Source organism: Gilliamella sp. ESL0441 (assembly GCF_019469185.1).
GTDB lineage: Bacteria > Pseudomonadota > Gammaproteobacteria > Enterobacterales > Orbaceae > Gilliamella.
Genome location: NZ_CP048264.1, coordinates 2,646,944 through 2,662,789 on the forward strand (window position 1 = coordinate 2,646,944; position 15,846 = coordinate 2,662,789).

Consider the following 15,846-nt stretch of genomic DNA (forward strand, 5'->3'; position numbering starts at 1 on the left):
GAGATGAAATTCAAATGGGATTTTCTCAAGCAATTAGCGGCATGAATGCTGCATCAAAACAATTAGACGTCATTGGTAATAATATTGCCAATTCTGCAACCGTTGGCTTTAAAAGTGCGAGTATCTCATTTGCCGACATGTATGCCGGATCAAAAGTTGGTATGGGTGTGAAAGTTGCAGCCGTCATGCAAAATTTTGGTGACGGAACAACAACCGCCACTAACAATAGTTTAGATGTTGCTATTTCTGGCAATGGTTTTTTTCGCTTAGTGGATAGTAGTGGACAAATTTATTATAGCCGTAATGGTCAATTTCAATTAGATGCCGAGCGCAACATCATTTCGGCGGATGGTTTGCAACTCACTGGCTACTTAGCCACCGGCACACCGCCACAAATTGCACAAGGTGCAGCACCGGGGCCTCTTAAAATTTCGCAAGAAATGTTAAATGCTGCCGCAACAACAAAAGCATCATTACAAACTAACTTAAACTCAAATAGTACGGTACCTGAAAAACAGCCTATTAATGCACTTGATGCCGATACGTTCAACTACTCAACAACGCTGACAACTTACGATTCGCTCGGTAATCAACGTAATGTACAACTGTTTTATGTCAAAACAGCCGATAATCAATGGGATGTGCATTATCTTGACAGCAGCGACCCGAATGCAACATTACAAAAAATGGGGCAAATGGAATTTGATTCATCCGGTAAATTAATCAGTGATCCAGAAATGACCGTAAATATTAACGGTATTAATGGCTCGGCTGACAACACCTTTACACTATCACTGGCTAATAGTTCTCAGCAAAATATGGGCAAAGAAGTGGGCAGTATCAAAACCCCTGTCGTTGATGGTTATGCACCGGGTGACTTAGTCGGGTACAACATCAATAATGATGGATCGATTTACGGTATCTATTCTAACCAACAAACCATGTTGTTAGGTCAAATTGCGATGGCGGATTTTGCCAATGTTAACGGACTAGAGTCAGCAGGCAATAACAATTGGCGTTCAACACTTCAATCCGGCGCTGAAGTATTAGGTATCGCAAACTCAGGCACGATGGGCGCATTGACCAGCGGTGCAGTAGAATCATCCAATGTGGATATGAGTCAAGAATTAGTCAACATGATTGTTGCCCAGCGCAATTATCAATCTAATTCACAAACCATAAAAACGCAGGATCAGATACTTAACACATTGGTTAACTTGCGTTAATTAAGGAATAAATTATGGATCGCGTTATTTATACAGCCATGTCGGCAGCAAGTCAGACTCTTCATCGGCAAGCAATAACCAGTAATAACCTAGCCAATGTTTCAACATCAGGCTTTCGTGCCCAATTAGCCGCAATGAAAGCGATACCTATTGTTGGCAGCACTATGCCAACCCGAACAATGGTCACGGCAACCACCCCCACATTTGATGCCAGTATGGGGGCATTTAATTATACTGGTCGAGAATTAGATGTTGCTTTAGCCGAAGATAACTGGTTAGCGGTACAACTTGCCGATGGTAGTGAGGCTTATACCCGTAATGGTGCGATCCAAATTGATGAAGAAGGTACATTGCGTGTTCAAGGATACCCTTTAATGGGTGATGGCGGTGTACTAACTGTTCCGCAACAATCAAAAGTCAGTATCAGTTCAGACGGGACTTTATCAGCTTTAGGCGCAGGTGATAAACCGACCACCATAGCCCAAGTGGGTAAAATTAAAAAAGTCCAACTTAAACCCAACGAAATAACTCGCGGTGATAATGGCTTGTTTCAATTGACTGAACAAACACGCAATGCCCGTGGCGCCGTATTACCCGATAATCCCAATGCCAAATTGATGTCGGGCGTATTGGAAGGCAGTAATGTTAATCCCGTTGTCGCAATGGTTGATTTAATCAGCCATTCTCGCCATTTTGAAATGCAAATGAAAGGGATCACAACCGCTGACGAAAATGCCCAAAAAGCGAATCAAATATTATCATTGACTTAATTAGGAGTATCACCAATGATTAAATCACTCTGGATTGCCAAAACCGGTTTAACCGCACAACAAATGAATATGGATATTATTTCCAACAATCTAGCCAATGTCAGTACCAGTGGTTTTAAACGGCAAAGAGCGGTATTTGAAGATCTGCTATATCAAACTGTTCGCCAACCGGGCGCACAATCTTCAGAACAAACTACCTTACCGTCAGGCTTACAAATTGGCACAGGGGTAAGACCGGTTGCCACCGAACGAATTCACAGCCAAGGTAATTTAGAATTAACCGACAACAGTAGTGATATTGCTATTAATGGACAAGGCTTTTTCCAAGTGCTATTACCAGACGGAACCCAAGCTTATACCCGTAGTGGCGCATTTCAAGTTAACCAAAATGGACAACTCGTCACTGCCAACGGTTATGAAATTCAACCAACCATTAATATTCCCGCAAATGCAATTAAAATGACGGTCGCGCGTGATGGTATTGTCAATGTCACCCTTGCCAATCAATCCTCGCAAGTGCAAGTAGGTCAACTGACATTACACACCTTTATTAATGATGCAGGACTTGAAAGCATGGGGGAAAATCTTTACTTAGAAACCGAAAGTTCTGGTGTGCCGACTGAAAACACCCCGGGGCTAAATGGTGCAGGATTGCTATACCAAGGTTATACCGAAACATCGAATGTCAATGTTGCCGAAGAGCTGGTAAATATGATTCAAGTACAACGTGCTTATGAAATTAACAGTAAAGCAATTTCGGCATCCGATCAGATGCTACAACGATTAAATCAGTTATAAATTAATACCATGATAAACGTGATGAAATCCCTGTATATCGTGATCGCTGCGCTGTGCTTAGTGAATTGCGCACAGTTACCGAAAAAGCCATTAGTCAAAGGTGAAACGAGTATCGTTCCGCAAATGCCAGAAATTGTTAACACTAGCGGCTCTATCTATCAAGCAGCACAACCAAGTAATTTTGGTTATCAACCCATGTTTGAAGATCGCCGTCCACGCAATATTGGCGATGTGCTAACCATAGTATTACAAGAAAACGTTAGTGCCAGCAAAAGCTCATCAATCAATGCTGGACGTAATAGTTCACTGAATTTAGGGCTAAAAGCTGTGCCCACTTTTTTAGATGGACTGGTTGGACGTGGAAAAGTCGAAACAGACATGTCTGGCGGTAATGATTTTAAAGGATCTGGAGGAGCAAACGCTAAAAATACCTTTAGCGGTACTATTACTGTCACCGTACAAGATGTAATGATAAACGGCAATTTAAAAGTCATTGGTGAAAAACAAATTGCGATAAATCAAGGAACGGAATTTATACGATTTTCAGGTGTAGTTAACCCTCGAACAATTAGCGGCAATAATACCGTTATCTCAACACAAGTAGCCGATGCCCGTATTGAATATGTCGGAAATGGTTACATCGATGAAGCACAAACTATGGGTTGGCTACAGCGTTTATTTCTCAATCTTTCACCGTTTTAACGAGTCTTAGCATGATAAAAAAATTACCTACTCTTATCTGTTTTATCTTAATGATGATTTTAGCGATACCTTATAGTTACGCTGAGCGCATCCGTGATCTAGTCACCATACAAGGGGTACGTGATAATGCGTTAGTAGGTTATGGCATTGTGGTGGGACTTGATGGAACAGGCGACCAAACCTCGCAAACACCGTTTACGATTCAAAGTATCACCAATATGTTATCTCAATTAGGCATTACTGTTCCAACAGGCAGCAATATGCAACTTAAAAATGTTGCCGCCGTTATGGTCACAGCAAAATTACCCGCTTATTCACGAGTAGGACAACAAATAGATGTCGTGGTATCCTCACTGGGTAATGCCAAAAGTTTACGAGGAGGCACATTAATTATGACGCCGTTAAAAGGCGCAGATAACCAAGTATATGCGATTGCTCAAGGTAATCTTTTTCTGGGTGGCATGGGCGCAAGTAGTGGCGGAAGTAGTGTAAGTATCAATCAATTAGCTGGTGCGACAATCCCGAATGGTGCAACGATTGAACGTGAATTAGACATGCGATTAGATGAACAAGACATTATTCACCTACATCTGAATCAATTCGATTTTACTCGTGCCTTAAAAATCTCCGAAGCAATTAATAAATTACAAAAAAACACCGCAGTGGCACAAGACGGTACGACGGTGACAGTCAAAATGCCTGTTACCAGCCAAGAACGGGTTAAATTATTATCACGAATACAAAATCTTGAAATTGGTGCAACGCCGATCTCAGCCAAAGTCGTCATTAATACTCGTACTGGGGTTGTGGTCATGAATCAAAAAGTCCAGTTGGATAACTGCGCTGTCGCGCATGGTAACTTATCGGTTGTCGTCAATAATAGACTCAAAGTTAACCAACCCAATACACCTTTAGCGGGTGGGGAAACAGCGGTCACACCTGAAACACAAATTGCAGTTGAAGAGCAAGGTGGAGCATTGCAAAAAGTCACCGCAGGGGTGAATTTAAATAGTGTGATAAAATCGCTCAACTTACTGGGTGCCAATCCGACCGAATTAATGTCAATCCTTGAAGCACTTAAAAAAGCCGGTTGTTTACATGCTTCGTTAGAAACCATTTAGATATAAAAAATAGAATATGAATAATCTGATTAATCAATCTGTTCACCGTTTTGCCTATGATGTAAATGGACTAAATCAATTAAAGCGCAATGTGGCAAAAGGGACTAACCAAAGTATTAAACAAGTTGCCGAACAATTTGAAACGCTATTTATTAATATGATGATGCAATCAATGCGTAAAGCAGTGCCAGACAGTGGATTATTCAATCAACCTGCAACCCAACTCTTTACCTCGATGTTTGATCAGCAAATTGCTCTGCAAGCAGCAGGTAAAGGGTTGGGGCTTGCTAATATCATTACCAAGCAACTCACGCATGGCAAACCTTTGTCACCAAATGTATCGTCATCGGGCACTATTCCTATTCAACCCCAAAAATCGTCGCAACAACCTAACCTTAAACTTGCACAATCTTTATTTAGCAACGCATCAGCGACAGTCACGCCCGAAGCATTAGGACAAATGCTTTATCATAGCCATAAAATCGATAATGCTTCAAAAATAAATGCATCTGAACTCACATCGTTAAAACCTGCCGATAAAGCAAATCAAGATCATGTAACCGCATTTATCAAAGAATGGCTTATTCCTGCTCAACAAGCTTCAAAAAGTTCAGGTATACCTTACGAAGTTATCATAGCGCAAGCTGCATTAGAAACAGGTTGGGGACAAAAACTGATTAAAACCACAGATAACCAATCAAGCCATAATTACTTTGGTATCAAAGCCACGCCAACATGGCAAGGTAATGCGACCCGCTTAACAACACAAGAATTTATCAATGACCGAATGATAAAAATTCAAGATAATTTCAAAGTCTATACCAGTAAACAACATGCATTAACTGACTATATCAATCTATTAACCAAAAGCCCTCGCTATCAAGCGGTGGTCAAAGCCCCCGATGCAAGAACCGCTGCCAAAGCATTACAATCAGCAAAATACGCAACCGATCCCAACTACAGTGACAAGCTCATACAAATTATTGCGCGTATAGAACAAATTGCTCAACAAAATTCAATAACGACCGTTTCAGGTTTCAGGAAAATAGCGTTTAATTAATTTTTTTGCCAGTAAAACCCTTCAATTCCACTGTGTGATTATTGACTCATTAAAAAAAGACATAAAAAAGGAGGCTTAAGCCTCCTAAACGTGTTGGATATATATTGTTGTAGTTATAATGAGTAGAAATAAATACTATTATCTGTTTTCACTCGACTATTTCATTTGAAACAGTGACATGCTTTGCATGTTCATAAATGTATACTGTGCTGCTTGTAAGTTAGCTTGAAGCATAACGTATTCTGAAATGGCATCGTACCAATCTACATCTTCAAGTTGGCTAATTTGCGTTTCAAACTCAATATCTAGCGTTTTACCCAGTGTTGTTAATCTTTCGACTTCTTGTAATACAGTTCCACCTTTTGCTCTAAGGGTCGAAACATTATCAAATGAGTTATCAACGCCACAACTTGCTTTAGATAAGCCTTCTCGATATTGCTTAATGGTATCTTCATTATTGTCATCTAAATCGAGCTTTAATGCGTCAAGCGCATAGTCGATACTCGCAAATAGATTACTTTCTGCTGGCGAACCGTCTGGCAACTTAACGGTAGAGCCTGTCATAAAGGCTTCAAGACCGGTAAAACTGAGTGGGACTTCGCGTGAATCATCAATAAAAATATTAATTGTGGTGGTGCCACCGACATAACTCACTTCGCCAGATTCACTAACCACAAAAGGGGGCGTATCATTTTTATTACCGGCAAACAGATAATTGCCGTTAGTATCTTTTGAATTGGCTAACGCGACAAGCTGATCTTTCAAACCTTGTAATTTATTTGCCAAATCACGTCGGTTTTCATCATTTAACGTTTCATTACCAGCATAAACCAATGTTTCTTGAATACTTTGTATGACGGTATTAACTTCTTTTAAGATAGTATCTTGACGACTAAGTGACTTATCGGTGCTTTCACGCGCGGCTTGAAATTGGTCGTTTCGAGATTGCGCTTGTTTTAATATTAATGATTGTGATGCGCCCATCGGATCATCAGAAGGCGATAAAATCTTTTTACCCGTTGCTAAATGTAACCCCGATTTTTGCCATTTATTATTGGTATTTAAAATACTATTTAAATTTTTTTGATACATTGAATTGGTACTTACACGCATTTTTTATCCTTTTATCACTTCGCTAAACCTAAAATAGTGTCAAATAGCGTTGTTGCAGCATCAATAACTTTGGCATTTGCTTGATAATACTGCATATAAACTTGCATTGAGATATACTCTTCTTCAATATTTACACCCGATATTGATTGATTTTGTTCGTCAATCTGCTGCGTTATATTTTGGCTTGATTGTGCCGAAATTTTAGCGGTTTGAGTTTCACTACCAATATAGTTAACTAACGTGCTATAAGCGCTGCTTAAGGTCGTTGTACCGTTAATTAATTTTTCATTTTGTATGTCTAATAATTTGCTCACATTGCGGTTATCACCCGCACCGTTTTCTTCATCATTAATTCCGGTTGCCAATTTATTCACATCTGTCACTAACAACGCTAATGACGATGCGATATCAGCAACAGGTTTAATTAAAAACGAGTCCCCTTTTACCGCATTACCCGTTATTTCAATCGATAAACCATCAAACATTAGTTTGCCATCTTCAATTTGAGGGGTAATAGTTTGATGATCAGACAGTCTTGTCACAACCCAATCAGTACCATTAAATTCAATTTTATAATCCGAGGCTTTAACTTCGGTGACTGAATCAAAATTGATTTTAGCGGTAGCATTACCTTGATTTTTAGCATTAGTGATACTACTTGGTTGACGGTAATCAAACATTTTTTCACCGGCATGACCATTAATATCAACCCCAGACATATGCACTTCGTTGAAACGTTCGGCTAAATTAAGTGCAATTAAGCCCAATTGGTTGCGAGCTTGAGAAAGTGGTCCGTCACGAAAAGTTAATAATCCATTTAATCGGCCTGATGCGATATTTTGACTTGTCAGTTCTTGAGTCGCACCAGAATTATGCGTGTAAACAATTGTATTCATTGCAGGATCTTGTTGTGACGGTTGAACAGATAGTAAGTTCACCGACGATCCCTGCACTAAACTTAAACCGTTAGCTAACGACAGATTATATTGTCCATTTTGCTCCGTCACGGTAATTCCTATAATTTCGCTCAATTCATTGACCAGCTGATCACGCTGATCAAGCAAGGCATTAGGTTCATTACCACCACTAACGGCTTGTAATTTTGAAATTTTTTGATTTAATTCGGCAATTTGCTCTAAATAAGTATTAACCTGATCGACATTATTCGTTAATTCAGTATTGATATTGGCAATTTGATTTTTAAGATTATTTTCGGTTTTATTAAATTGTCCAACCAACGACGTCAAATTACTGATAACCGATTGTTTTGTCGAGGCATCACCCGCATTTGACGTAAGCTTATTTAAGCTAGAAAAAAGATTATTTATTTGCGATGAAATGCTGTTTTCATTTTCAGCTAAAAGATTATCAACTTTTGATAATTCATTATAATAGGATTTAATCGATCCATTTTGTGATTGCGATTGTCGCAATTGCCCAACAACAAATTGGTTAAATGCACGATTTACCGCTGTCACTGAAACCCCATTACCGACAAAACCAAAATGATGATGAGTACCATTTGCCTGCGTTAATATCTGTTGTTGCCGATTATAGCCTGCGGTGTGGGCATTACTGATATTATTGCTAATTACATTAAGCATATTTTGCGCTGCATTTAATCCACTAATTCCAGTATTCATCAATGAATTTGCCATTAAAAAACTCCTTAATATAACTTAGTTAATAACATCATGATTATTTGTAAACTTAATTTTTATATCGGCACAATTCATTAAAGCTTTAATCATTTTTACTATTTTTTTGAATTTTTATTTTCAATCAAACAGATTTCTCTTTTTTGATCTATGCCTTTCATAATATAACGATAGGATTAATTCTGTTTAACTGGCTTAGCCTGTTTTAAAAAATCAATGCCAGTCATATTGTTTTCATCCTCAATATATTGTTGTGCCGATTTATTTAGAATTAAAATACTAATTCGTCGGTTAGCATCTTTACTATAATGTGGATTGTTCAATCCCACGGTATCGGCAAGCGCAACAATACGGATAATTTTATTTTTATCTAATCCACCTGCGATAAGTTCTCGTCTTGATGAATTGGCTCGATCAGCAGATAACTCCCAATTACTATAACCTCTATCACCGGTGACATATTGACGTTCATCGGTATGACCTGATAAGGTTATTTTATTAGGTAATGAATTTAAAATAGGTGCTAAGGCATGCAAAATGCTTTGCATTTCAGGATGTATAACCGCACTGCCCACATTGAACATCGGTTTATCATCTGATGCCAGAATTTGAATACGTAATCCCATTTCAGTGAGTTCAATAATTAAATTAGGTGCTAATTTTTTTAGACGAGGATCGAGTTTAAACATTTCAAAAATTTTACGTGCTGTTTCAATCAACTGAATTTTTTCGAGTTGTTTTTTTTCAAATTCGCTTTGTTGCTGTTGATTGGCAATATCGTTTTTTTCTTCACCTAGTTGCTGAGTGACATCATCGCCACCACCAGGAATCGGGCTTTCACTATCACTGATATTTTGACCGCCATTTTGCCCCATAAGTAACGGCGTTCTAAAATATTCAGCAATTCCTTGTAGTTCTTGTGGTGTCGATTTTGCGATTAACCACATGACTAAAAACAGTGCCATCATGGCGGTCATAAAGTCAGCATAAGCGATTTTCCACGAACCACCATGATGCCCATCACCATGTCCCGACTTTTTTCTTGTTATGATTCTTACAGAGCTATCTTTCATTGTTAATTGTTTTCATTTGAGTTGGCATTCTTATCTTTAGCTTCTTGTATATATTTTTCTAATTCGAAGAAAGATGGGCGTTCATCAGAAAATATCATTTTCCGACCAAATTCAATGCAAATTTGTGGTGCATAGTCGTGCATATTGGCGATTAATATGACTTTAGTACATTCAAGTATTTTGGTCATATCAGCATTTCTTTGTTTTAATAAAGCCGCTAATGGCGATACAAACCCATAAGCCAGTAATATACCTAAAAATGTTCCAACCATTGCATGTGCAATCAGCTCACCCAATTCGCTTGCTGGTCTATCGGCTTGAGCAAGAGTATTGATTACCCCCATAACAGCAGCAACGATACCAAAAGCTGGTAAACCATCACCAATACTTGAAATAGCATTAACGGGTTTTTCAAGTTCATGCTCTAAAGTTTCAATTTCCTCACTCATTAAGGCTTCGATTTCATAAACATTCATATTGCCACTAATCATCAGACGCATGTAATCAGTGATAAAATCTAAAATTCGAGGATTGGCTAAAATAAGCGGATATTGCTTAAACAATTCACTTTCATGTGGATTATCAATATCTCCCTCTATCGATAGTGCGCCATTTTGTCGGATTTTCGTTAAAATGGTGTACATCAAATTAATCAAGGTTAAATATAGATTTTTATTATATTTAGACGATTTAAATAACTGTCCTAATGCTTTAAGCGTCTTTTTGATCACTTTTTTTTCATTACTGACAATAAAAGCACCAATAGCGGTACCGCCAATAATTAAAAATTCTAACGGCTGAAAAAGTACCGCTAAGTAACCACCACTTAATACGTAACCTAACAAAGCAGAGGCGATAACAACAATATATCCAATTATGATTAGCATTGGCTTTCTTCTTTCTCCATAAAATAACAATAAATCGGTTCTGTGCCCTGTATATTTATTTAACTCGCCACCTGCTTTGCACTCGCTAAATCAAAATTATTAGGAATTGATAATACTTGTAAACATTTAGCGTGATTCTCTTTTTGTGTCTTTTGGTTTTTTTCTGCTCTTGATGGTGGTTGGCATAAGCTACAAACAAAACTGTTGATCGGTTGGTAAGCATGAGTAATAAAATGACCATGACACTCTTTACAACAAGATTGCTGCATTACATTACTTTCGACAAATTTGACTAAAATCCAAGCTCGTGTTAATCCTAATACTGGCTCTTCATTATGAGCAGGACATTGTTCAAGATAGAGCTGATAAGCTTTTAAAATCGATTGTATTCCAGGTTTGGTGCCATGTTTTACTAAAAAATGATAAGCATTATAAAAAATACTTGAGTGGATATTCGGTTCCCATGTCATAAACCACGTTGTTGAAAACGGTAACAATCCTTTTGGTGGTGGGCAACCTTGAATTTCTTTATAAAGTTTAATTAATTTGCCTCGACTTAAATTAGTTTCACTTTCAAGCATTTGAATTCTGGCACCGAGTGAAATTAAACGAATAGCGAGTTGAATCTCTTTATATGATTGAACGATACTTGTACATCTCATCTTATTTACCTACCTACTTATTGATTGAATCTAACAGTAAACTAGATAAAAGAATTCCTGTATGCATCTGTTTAATATCGCTAATCCGAGAATCTTCAGTCAGTTTTTTAATCATATCTGAATTTTCAAATCGTAGTTGAAATGTTAATTGATTTGTTTCAGATAACACTAACATCTGTGATGCTGTTAAATTACTTATTGCGTCAGCAGTTTCTTCATCAATACCTAATCTAAACATCGCCATCGCTTTGTCTTTCTCAAGCATTCGTTGGCTTAACAATAATGTTGAAAGATTTAAATGATGTATACATTTAAGAATATCGTCTTCTAGTATATTACCCAATTTAATCACCAATCCTATTTATTTTAATTCGCAGTAAAAAAACAAAAAACAATCAAAAATTATTATTAACTGTTTTTTTACACATAAAATTACATTTTTAAACGAGAAAGGTCAATAAAAAAATCATTTCAATTTATTTTCGTTTAATTACACTTTGTTTTACGCAGTTTATTTTTATTTTTCTATAGCGTCACTTTACTTTGTATTCTTTTTATCGCTTGGCTATGTAGTTGACTGACTCGTGACTCACTAATATCCATCACTTTCCCAATCTCTTTTAAATTCAGTTCTTCTTGGTAATACAGGGCTAAAATCATTTTTTCTTTTTCGGGTAACTTATCAATTTGTCGAGCGATTTGGTCACGAATTTCGTCATTGATAATAGTCGAAAAAGGATCACTATCTTCACCATGATCGACAATAGCATCAATGTTATCCCCTAATTTTTTCTGCATTTCGTCATAAGAACAGATTTGACTACAATTTGAATCCAACAACGCTTTACGATATTCAGAAATCGATAATTGCAAATATTCTGCAATCTGGTGATCATTAGGCGTGGTACCGAGTTTCTGTTCCAGTTGATTAATGGCTTGAGTAATATCTTTGATCTTTTTTCGAGTTTGTCTTGGTAGCCAGTCTCGACTACGGAGTTCATCTAACATTGCCCCTTTTATTCTCGGTATAGCAAAAGTGGCAAACGTATTGCCTTGAGATACATCATAACGCTTTATCGTATCTAACAGGCCGATATAACCAACTTGCAGTAAATCATCAAGTTCAATAGTATTTGGCAAACGAACGGCTAATTTTAATGCTTCATTACGAACTAAATGGATATACTGTTGCCAGTCAACTTGATTAATTATGCCTTGCGAGTTATATAAGCTATCATCCATTTTTTGGAGCCAAGGTTAAAAATATGCTTAATACTATTATGTCGTTAACAAGTAGATTTAATGAGATGAATAAAGATATAAAAAATAGGTAATTATCATTATTAATAATAACGGTATTAAAAATACCGTTATTACTCTGTCGTAAAATTAGAATAAGCAGAATATCAGATAAATTTAGTCTTATTGTAATAATGAAAGTACAGATTGTGGTACCTGATTTGCTTGTGCTAAAACTGAAGTACCTGCTTGTTGTAAGATTTGACCACGAGTCATGTTTGAAACTTCAGTTGCATAATCCGCATCTTCAATTCGGCTACGAGCAGAACTTAAATTGTTTACTGTGTTGTTGATGTTAGTCACAGTTGATTCAAAACGGTTTTGCACCGCACCTAATTGACCTCGTAATCCATCAATCTTAGATAGTGCTGCATCAAGTGTTTTTAACGGATCGGCAGTTGGGGTATCAGAAACATTAAAATCCGCTAAACCAAGCTCAGTACTGTCGATTTTTTTCAAATTGATTTCAATGGTTTCACCATCGTTTGCACCCACTTGAATTTTAAGCGTTTTATCTTCTGATAATACTTTTGAACCATTGAAATCAGTTTGTTTAGAAACACGGTCGATCTCTTGTAAACGTTGATCGATTTCATTTTGGATTGATACTAAATCGCTTTGAGAGTTAGTACCATTTGCAGCTTGAACAGTTAACTCACGAATACGTTGTACGTTGTTATTGATTTCGTTTAATGCACCTTCAGTAGTTTGTGCAAGTGAAATACCATCATTAGCATTACGAGCAGCTTGAGTTAAACCACGAATATTTGATGAAAAACGGTTAGCAATAGCTTGACCTGCCGCATCATCTTTTGCGCTGTTAATACGCATACCAGATGATAAACGTTCAATTGCTGTTCCAAGAACGCTTTGTGAATTATTCAGGTTATTTTTTGCCATTAAAGACATAGTATTAGTATTAATTACTTGTGCCATTTTTTTATCTCCTTAATATGATTAGTCAAATCAACGGCATATTGAAGCACGACGTCCAATATATTTGCTGATAATTAACTTATCGGTAGCAAAATAGGAAACTTTAATAATTTTTATTTTTTGTTGTGTTATCAAACTAAAAGCAACACCCATAGTTAAAATATCTTTTTATAATTCAGTTCATTAAATTAATAAGAAAGATATTTTGTTTTTTATATTTTTTAAAAGCCAGCAATCCGTCAAAAATTTCTTCTAAACTTTTTATGCTAAAAGCCGATATAACAGCTAGATGAGTTATGGTTGATAAATAGTGATTAAATAAGGGCAAAAAATTATGGCAATGAGCATTTTAGGGATTGGTTCTGGTATCGATCTTAATGAAGTATTAAGTCAGTTAGAATCCGTTGAAAAAACACGTCTAACCCCGATCACCGCTCAACAAAAAGCAATTAATGCCAAAATCAGTGGCTTCGGTAAGTTAAAAAATGCGTTAAGCTCGTTTAATTCTGCTACAGAAAAACTACAGAAAAAAGAACTTTTTTATAGTCGAGCATCAGCAGGTAATGACAATTATTTTACCACAACAGTTAATAATAAAGCGGCATTGGGTAATTATGCGGTGACTGTTGATCAGTTAGCAACTTCACACAGTATTGCAACATCAGCCATCAATGATAAGAATACTAATTTAGGTAATGACAATGAAACAAGAACCATTACCATTGAACAAGCTAATGGTCAAAAACTTGAAGTTAACCTGTCTAAGGACGAAACATCATTAGAATCCATTGCCAACGCCATTAATAATGCCAAAGTGGTTAATGAAGATGGGACAACTAGTCATTCAACCATGAGTGCAGCGATTGTTCGCAGTGGTTCAGATAGCTATCAATTAGTTATCACATCGAAAGAAACCGGTGAACAACAAGCCATTAAGTCAATTTCGTCAGACGATGAAAAACTCAATAAGATTATTGGATTTAATCATCAGCAACCCGACACAAGTAATATGGTAGAAGTTGCTAAAGCGCAAGATGCTAAATTAACATTTAATGGTGTTGCCATAACAAGTGCTTCAAATACCATTAAAGAAGTGATTGAAGGTGTTGATATCACCTTAAAAGCAACCACCACGACCAGTCAAAATTTAGCTATTACTGCTGATAATGAAAAAGCAGAAACGGCGATAAAAGAGTGGGTTGAGGCATTTAATCAATTACAATCTACCATTTCAAGCCTGACTCAATTTACCGCTAAAGAGACCAATTCTGACGAGTTAAGCAACAATAATGGCCCACTAATTGGTGATTCTACACTACGTAATATCGATCAAAGTATTCGTTCAATCTTTGCTAAGGGTCAATCAGGTGAGTTTTCTGTTCTTGCCCAAATTGGCGTTAACATGGATAACAAAGGTTCGCTTACTATCAATGAAAATCAATTAAAAAAAGCGCTAAGTGAAAATAGTGATGCTGTTGCTACGTTATTTACCGGTGACGGTGAAACTACCGGTATTGCTAATGAAGTATTCAATAAAGTCAGTGGATTTATAGATAGTGAAGGCATGATTGATTCAGCCACCACAGGATTAAATTCAACATTGAAATCGTTAGATAAACGATATGAACAAGTGAACAATTCAATTGAGCAAACCGTCGAACGCTATCGAGTCCAATTTACTAAATTAGATGTTTTAATTAGTTCATTAGATAGCATGAGTAATTACTTAACAACCCAATTCGAAATGATGGCAAACATGAAAAAATAAGGATTAACAACAATGTATAAATTAGGATCTCAAGCTTATGAGCAAGTTAATTTAGAAACATGTGTGAGCCAAGCCTCACCACATCAATTGATCGTATTGCTCTATGATGGCGCACTGAATGCGATCAAACTTGCTAAATTATACATTCAAAAAGGAAACATAGCGGGTAAAGGAATGGCGATATCAAAAGCAATCAATATCGTTGATAACGGACTAAAAAGCTGTTTAGATTTAGAAAAAGGAGGCGAAATTGCCGAAAATTTAGAACGCTTGTATCACTATATCAGCCAACAATTAGTACTGGCTAATTTATATAACGATCAAGATAAGCTACAAAACTGTTTTGACCTACTCAACAATATTGCTGAATCTTGGCGTGAAATTGCAAAATAAAAAAGAGATGGTTATGAAAGGAACAACATTATTAAGACACTATGAACAACTTGATTATGTGACAGAACAAATGTTAATTAGCGCACATAAGGAAGATTGGAATACGTTACTGAGTTGGCAAAGCCAATACTCACTATTATCCGAAAATATTAAGGAACTTGATAGTACTTTAACCACGGAACACGTCCCCACGCAATGTAAAGATAGAGTACGAATGTATATTCAAAATATTTTGAGTTACCAACAGCAAATCAGCCAATTGGTTACCACACGGCATGCTGAATTAGGTGAATTAATCGGAGAAAAAGTCCGTCAACAATCCAAAATTGAGAATTACCAACACGTCGCTAACTTAATTTAACAGATAAATTTATTAAATA

Annotated in this window: 17 protein-coding genes; 9 read left to right on the forward strand and 8 right to left on the reverse strand. The window is 36.8% G+C overall.

The genetic code is table 11. The features are described 5' to 3' along the window. Positions 1–14: 14 nt before the first annotated feature. The 6 genes from flgE to flgJ are packed head-to-tail and all read left to right on the forward strand — an operon-like array spanning position 15 to position 5,677. Entirely contained in the window at positions 15–1,226 is a 1,212-nt protein-coding gene (gene flgE / locus GYM75_RS11725; RefSeq protein WP_065558039.1) for a flagellar hook protein FlgE, read from the forward strand. Between the two features lie 14 nt (positions 1,227–1,240). Next, positions 1,241–1,996 (forward strand): flagellar basal body rod protein FlgF, encoded by a 756-nt coding sequence (locus GYM75_RS11730; protein ID WP_220216103.1) that lies wholly within the window; start codon positions 1,241–1,243, stop codon positions 1,994–1,996. A 15-nt stretch (positions 1,997–2,011) separates the two neighbouring features. Then, on the forward strand, positions 2,012–2,794 hold the full coding sequence (gene flgG, locus GYM75_RS11735) for a flagellar basal-body rod protein FlgG (protein ID WP_220216104.1): 783 nt from the start codon (positions 2,012–2,014) through the stop codon (positions 2,792–2,794). 21 nt (positions 2,795–2,815) lie between these two features. Then, positions 2,816–3,496, forward strand: a complete 681-nt coding sequence (locus GYM75_RS11740; RefSeq protein WP_255556776.1) for a flagellar basal body L-ring protein FlgH — start codon at positions 2,816–2,818, stop codon at positions 3,494–3,496. Between the two features lie 11 nt (positions 3,497–3,507). Beyond that, positions 3,508–4,617 carry a flagellar basal body P-ring protein FlgI gene (locus GYM75_RS11745; RefSeq protein WP_220216106.1) on the forward strand — a complete coding sequence of 370 codons (1,110 nt, stop codon included), beginning with the start codon at positions 3,508–3,510 and terminating at the stop codon, positions 4,615–4,617. A 16-nt stretch (positions 4,618–4,633) separates the two neighbouring features. After that, on the forward strand, positions 4,634–5,677 hold the full coding sequence (gene flgJ, locus GYM75_RS11750; RefSeq protein WP_220216107.1) for a flagellar assembly peptidoglycan hydrolase FlgJ: 1,044 nt from the start codon (positions 4,634–4,636) through the stop codon (positions 5,675–5,677). A gap of 156 nt (positions 5,678–5,833) precedes the next feature. On the opposite strand, the gene flgL is transcribed toward flgJ, so the two are convergent. The 8 genes from flgL to GYM75_RS11790 form a co-directional block, all read right to left on the reverse strand. Then, positions 5,834–6,790, reverse strand: coding sequence for a flagellar hook-associated protein FlgL (gene flgL / locus GYM75_RS11755; protein ID WP_220216108.1), 957 nt, complete (start codon positions 6,788–6,790; stop codon positions 5,834–5,836). Between the two features lie 14 nt (positions 6,791–6,804). Continuing rightward, on the reverse strand, positions 6,805–8,448 hold the full coding sequence (flgK, locus tag GYM75_RS11760) for a flagellar hook-associated protein FlgK (protein ID WP_220216109.1): 1,644 nt from the start codon (positions 8,446–8,448) through the stop codon (positions 6,805–6,807). A gap of 176 nt (positions 8,449–8,624) precedes the next feature. Next, positions 8,625–9,521 (reverse strand): flagellar motor protein MotB, encoded by an 897-nt coding sequence (gene motB / locus GYM75_RS11765; RefSeq protein WP_220216110.1) that lies wholly within the window; start codon positions 9,519–9,521, stop codon positions 8,625–8,627. Between the two features lie 2 nt (positions 9,522–9,523). Next, a complete protein-coding gene (gene motA / locus GYM75_RS11770) occupies positions 9,524–10,408 on the reverse strand; it encodes a flagellar motor stator protein MotA (RefSeq protein WP_220216111.1) in 885 nt (294 codons plus the stop codon). A 59-nt stretch (positions 10,409–10,467) separates the two neighbouring features. Further along, on the reverse strand, positions 10,468–11,070 hold the full coding sequence (gene flhC / locus GYM75_RS11775; protein ID WP_220216112.1) for a flagellar transcriptional regulator FlhC: 603 nt from the start codon (positions 11,068–11,070) through the stop codon (positions 10,468–10,470). A 13-nt stretch (positions 11,071–11,083) separates the two neighbouring features. Then, complete coding sequence (gene flhD, locus GYM75_RS11780; protein WP_363317382.1) at positions 11,084–11,404, reverse strand: flagellar transcriptional regulator FlhD; 321 nt, start codon at positions 11,402–11,404, stop codon at positions 11,084–11,086. A gap of 191 nt (positions 11,405–11,595) precedes the next feature. Beyond that, positions 11,596–12,312 (reverse strand): RNA polymerase sigma factor FliA, encoded by a 717-nt coding sequence (locus GYM75_RS11785; RefSeq protein ID WP_220216114.1) that lies wholly within the window; start codon positions 12,310–12,312, stop codon positions 11,596–11,598. A gap of 180 nt (positions 12,313–12,492) precedes the next feature. Continuing rightward, positions 12,493–13,305 carry a flagellin gene (locus GYM75_RS11790; RefSeq protein ID WP_065558122.1) on the reverse strand — a complete coding sequence of 271 codons (813 nt, stop codon included), beginning with the start codon at positions 13,303–13,305 and terminating at the stop codon, positions 12,493–12,495. A gap of 334 nt (positions 13,306–13,639) precedes the next feature. On the opposite strand from GYM75_RS11790, the gene fliD reads away from it, so the two are divergent. From fliD to fliT, 3 genes are read left to right on the forward strand one after another with little or no spacing between them, the layout of a single operon-like run. Beyond that, positions 13,640–15,073: a flagellar filament capping protein FliD gene (fliD, locus tag GYM75_RS11795; protein ID WP_220216115.1), complete on the forward strand. Its 1,434-nt coding sequence runs from the start codon at positions 13,640–13,642 to the stop codon at positions 15,071–15,073. 12 nt (positions 15,074–15,085) lie between these two features. Then, a complete protein-coding gene (gene fliS / locus GYM75_RS11800) occupies positions 15,086–15,466 on the forward strand; it encodes a flagellar export chaperone FliS (protein WP_065558120.1) in 381 nt (126 codons plus the stop codon). 13 nt (positions 15,467–15,479) lie between these two features. Continuing rightward, entirely contained in the window at positions 15,480–15,827 is a 348-nt protein-coding gene (gene fliT / locus GYM75_RS11805) for a flagellar protein FliT (protein WP_220216116.1), read from the forward strand. Positions 15,828–15,846: the final 19 nt, after the last annotated feature.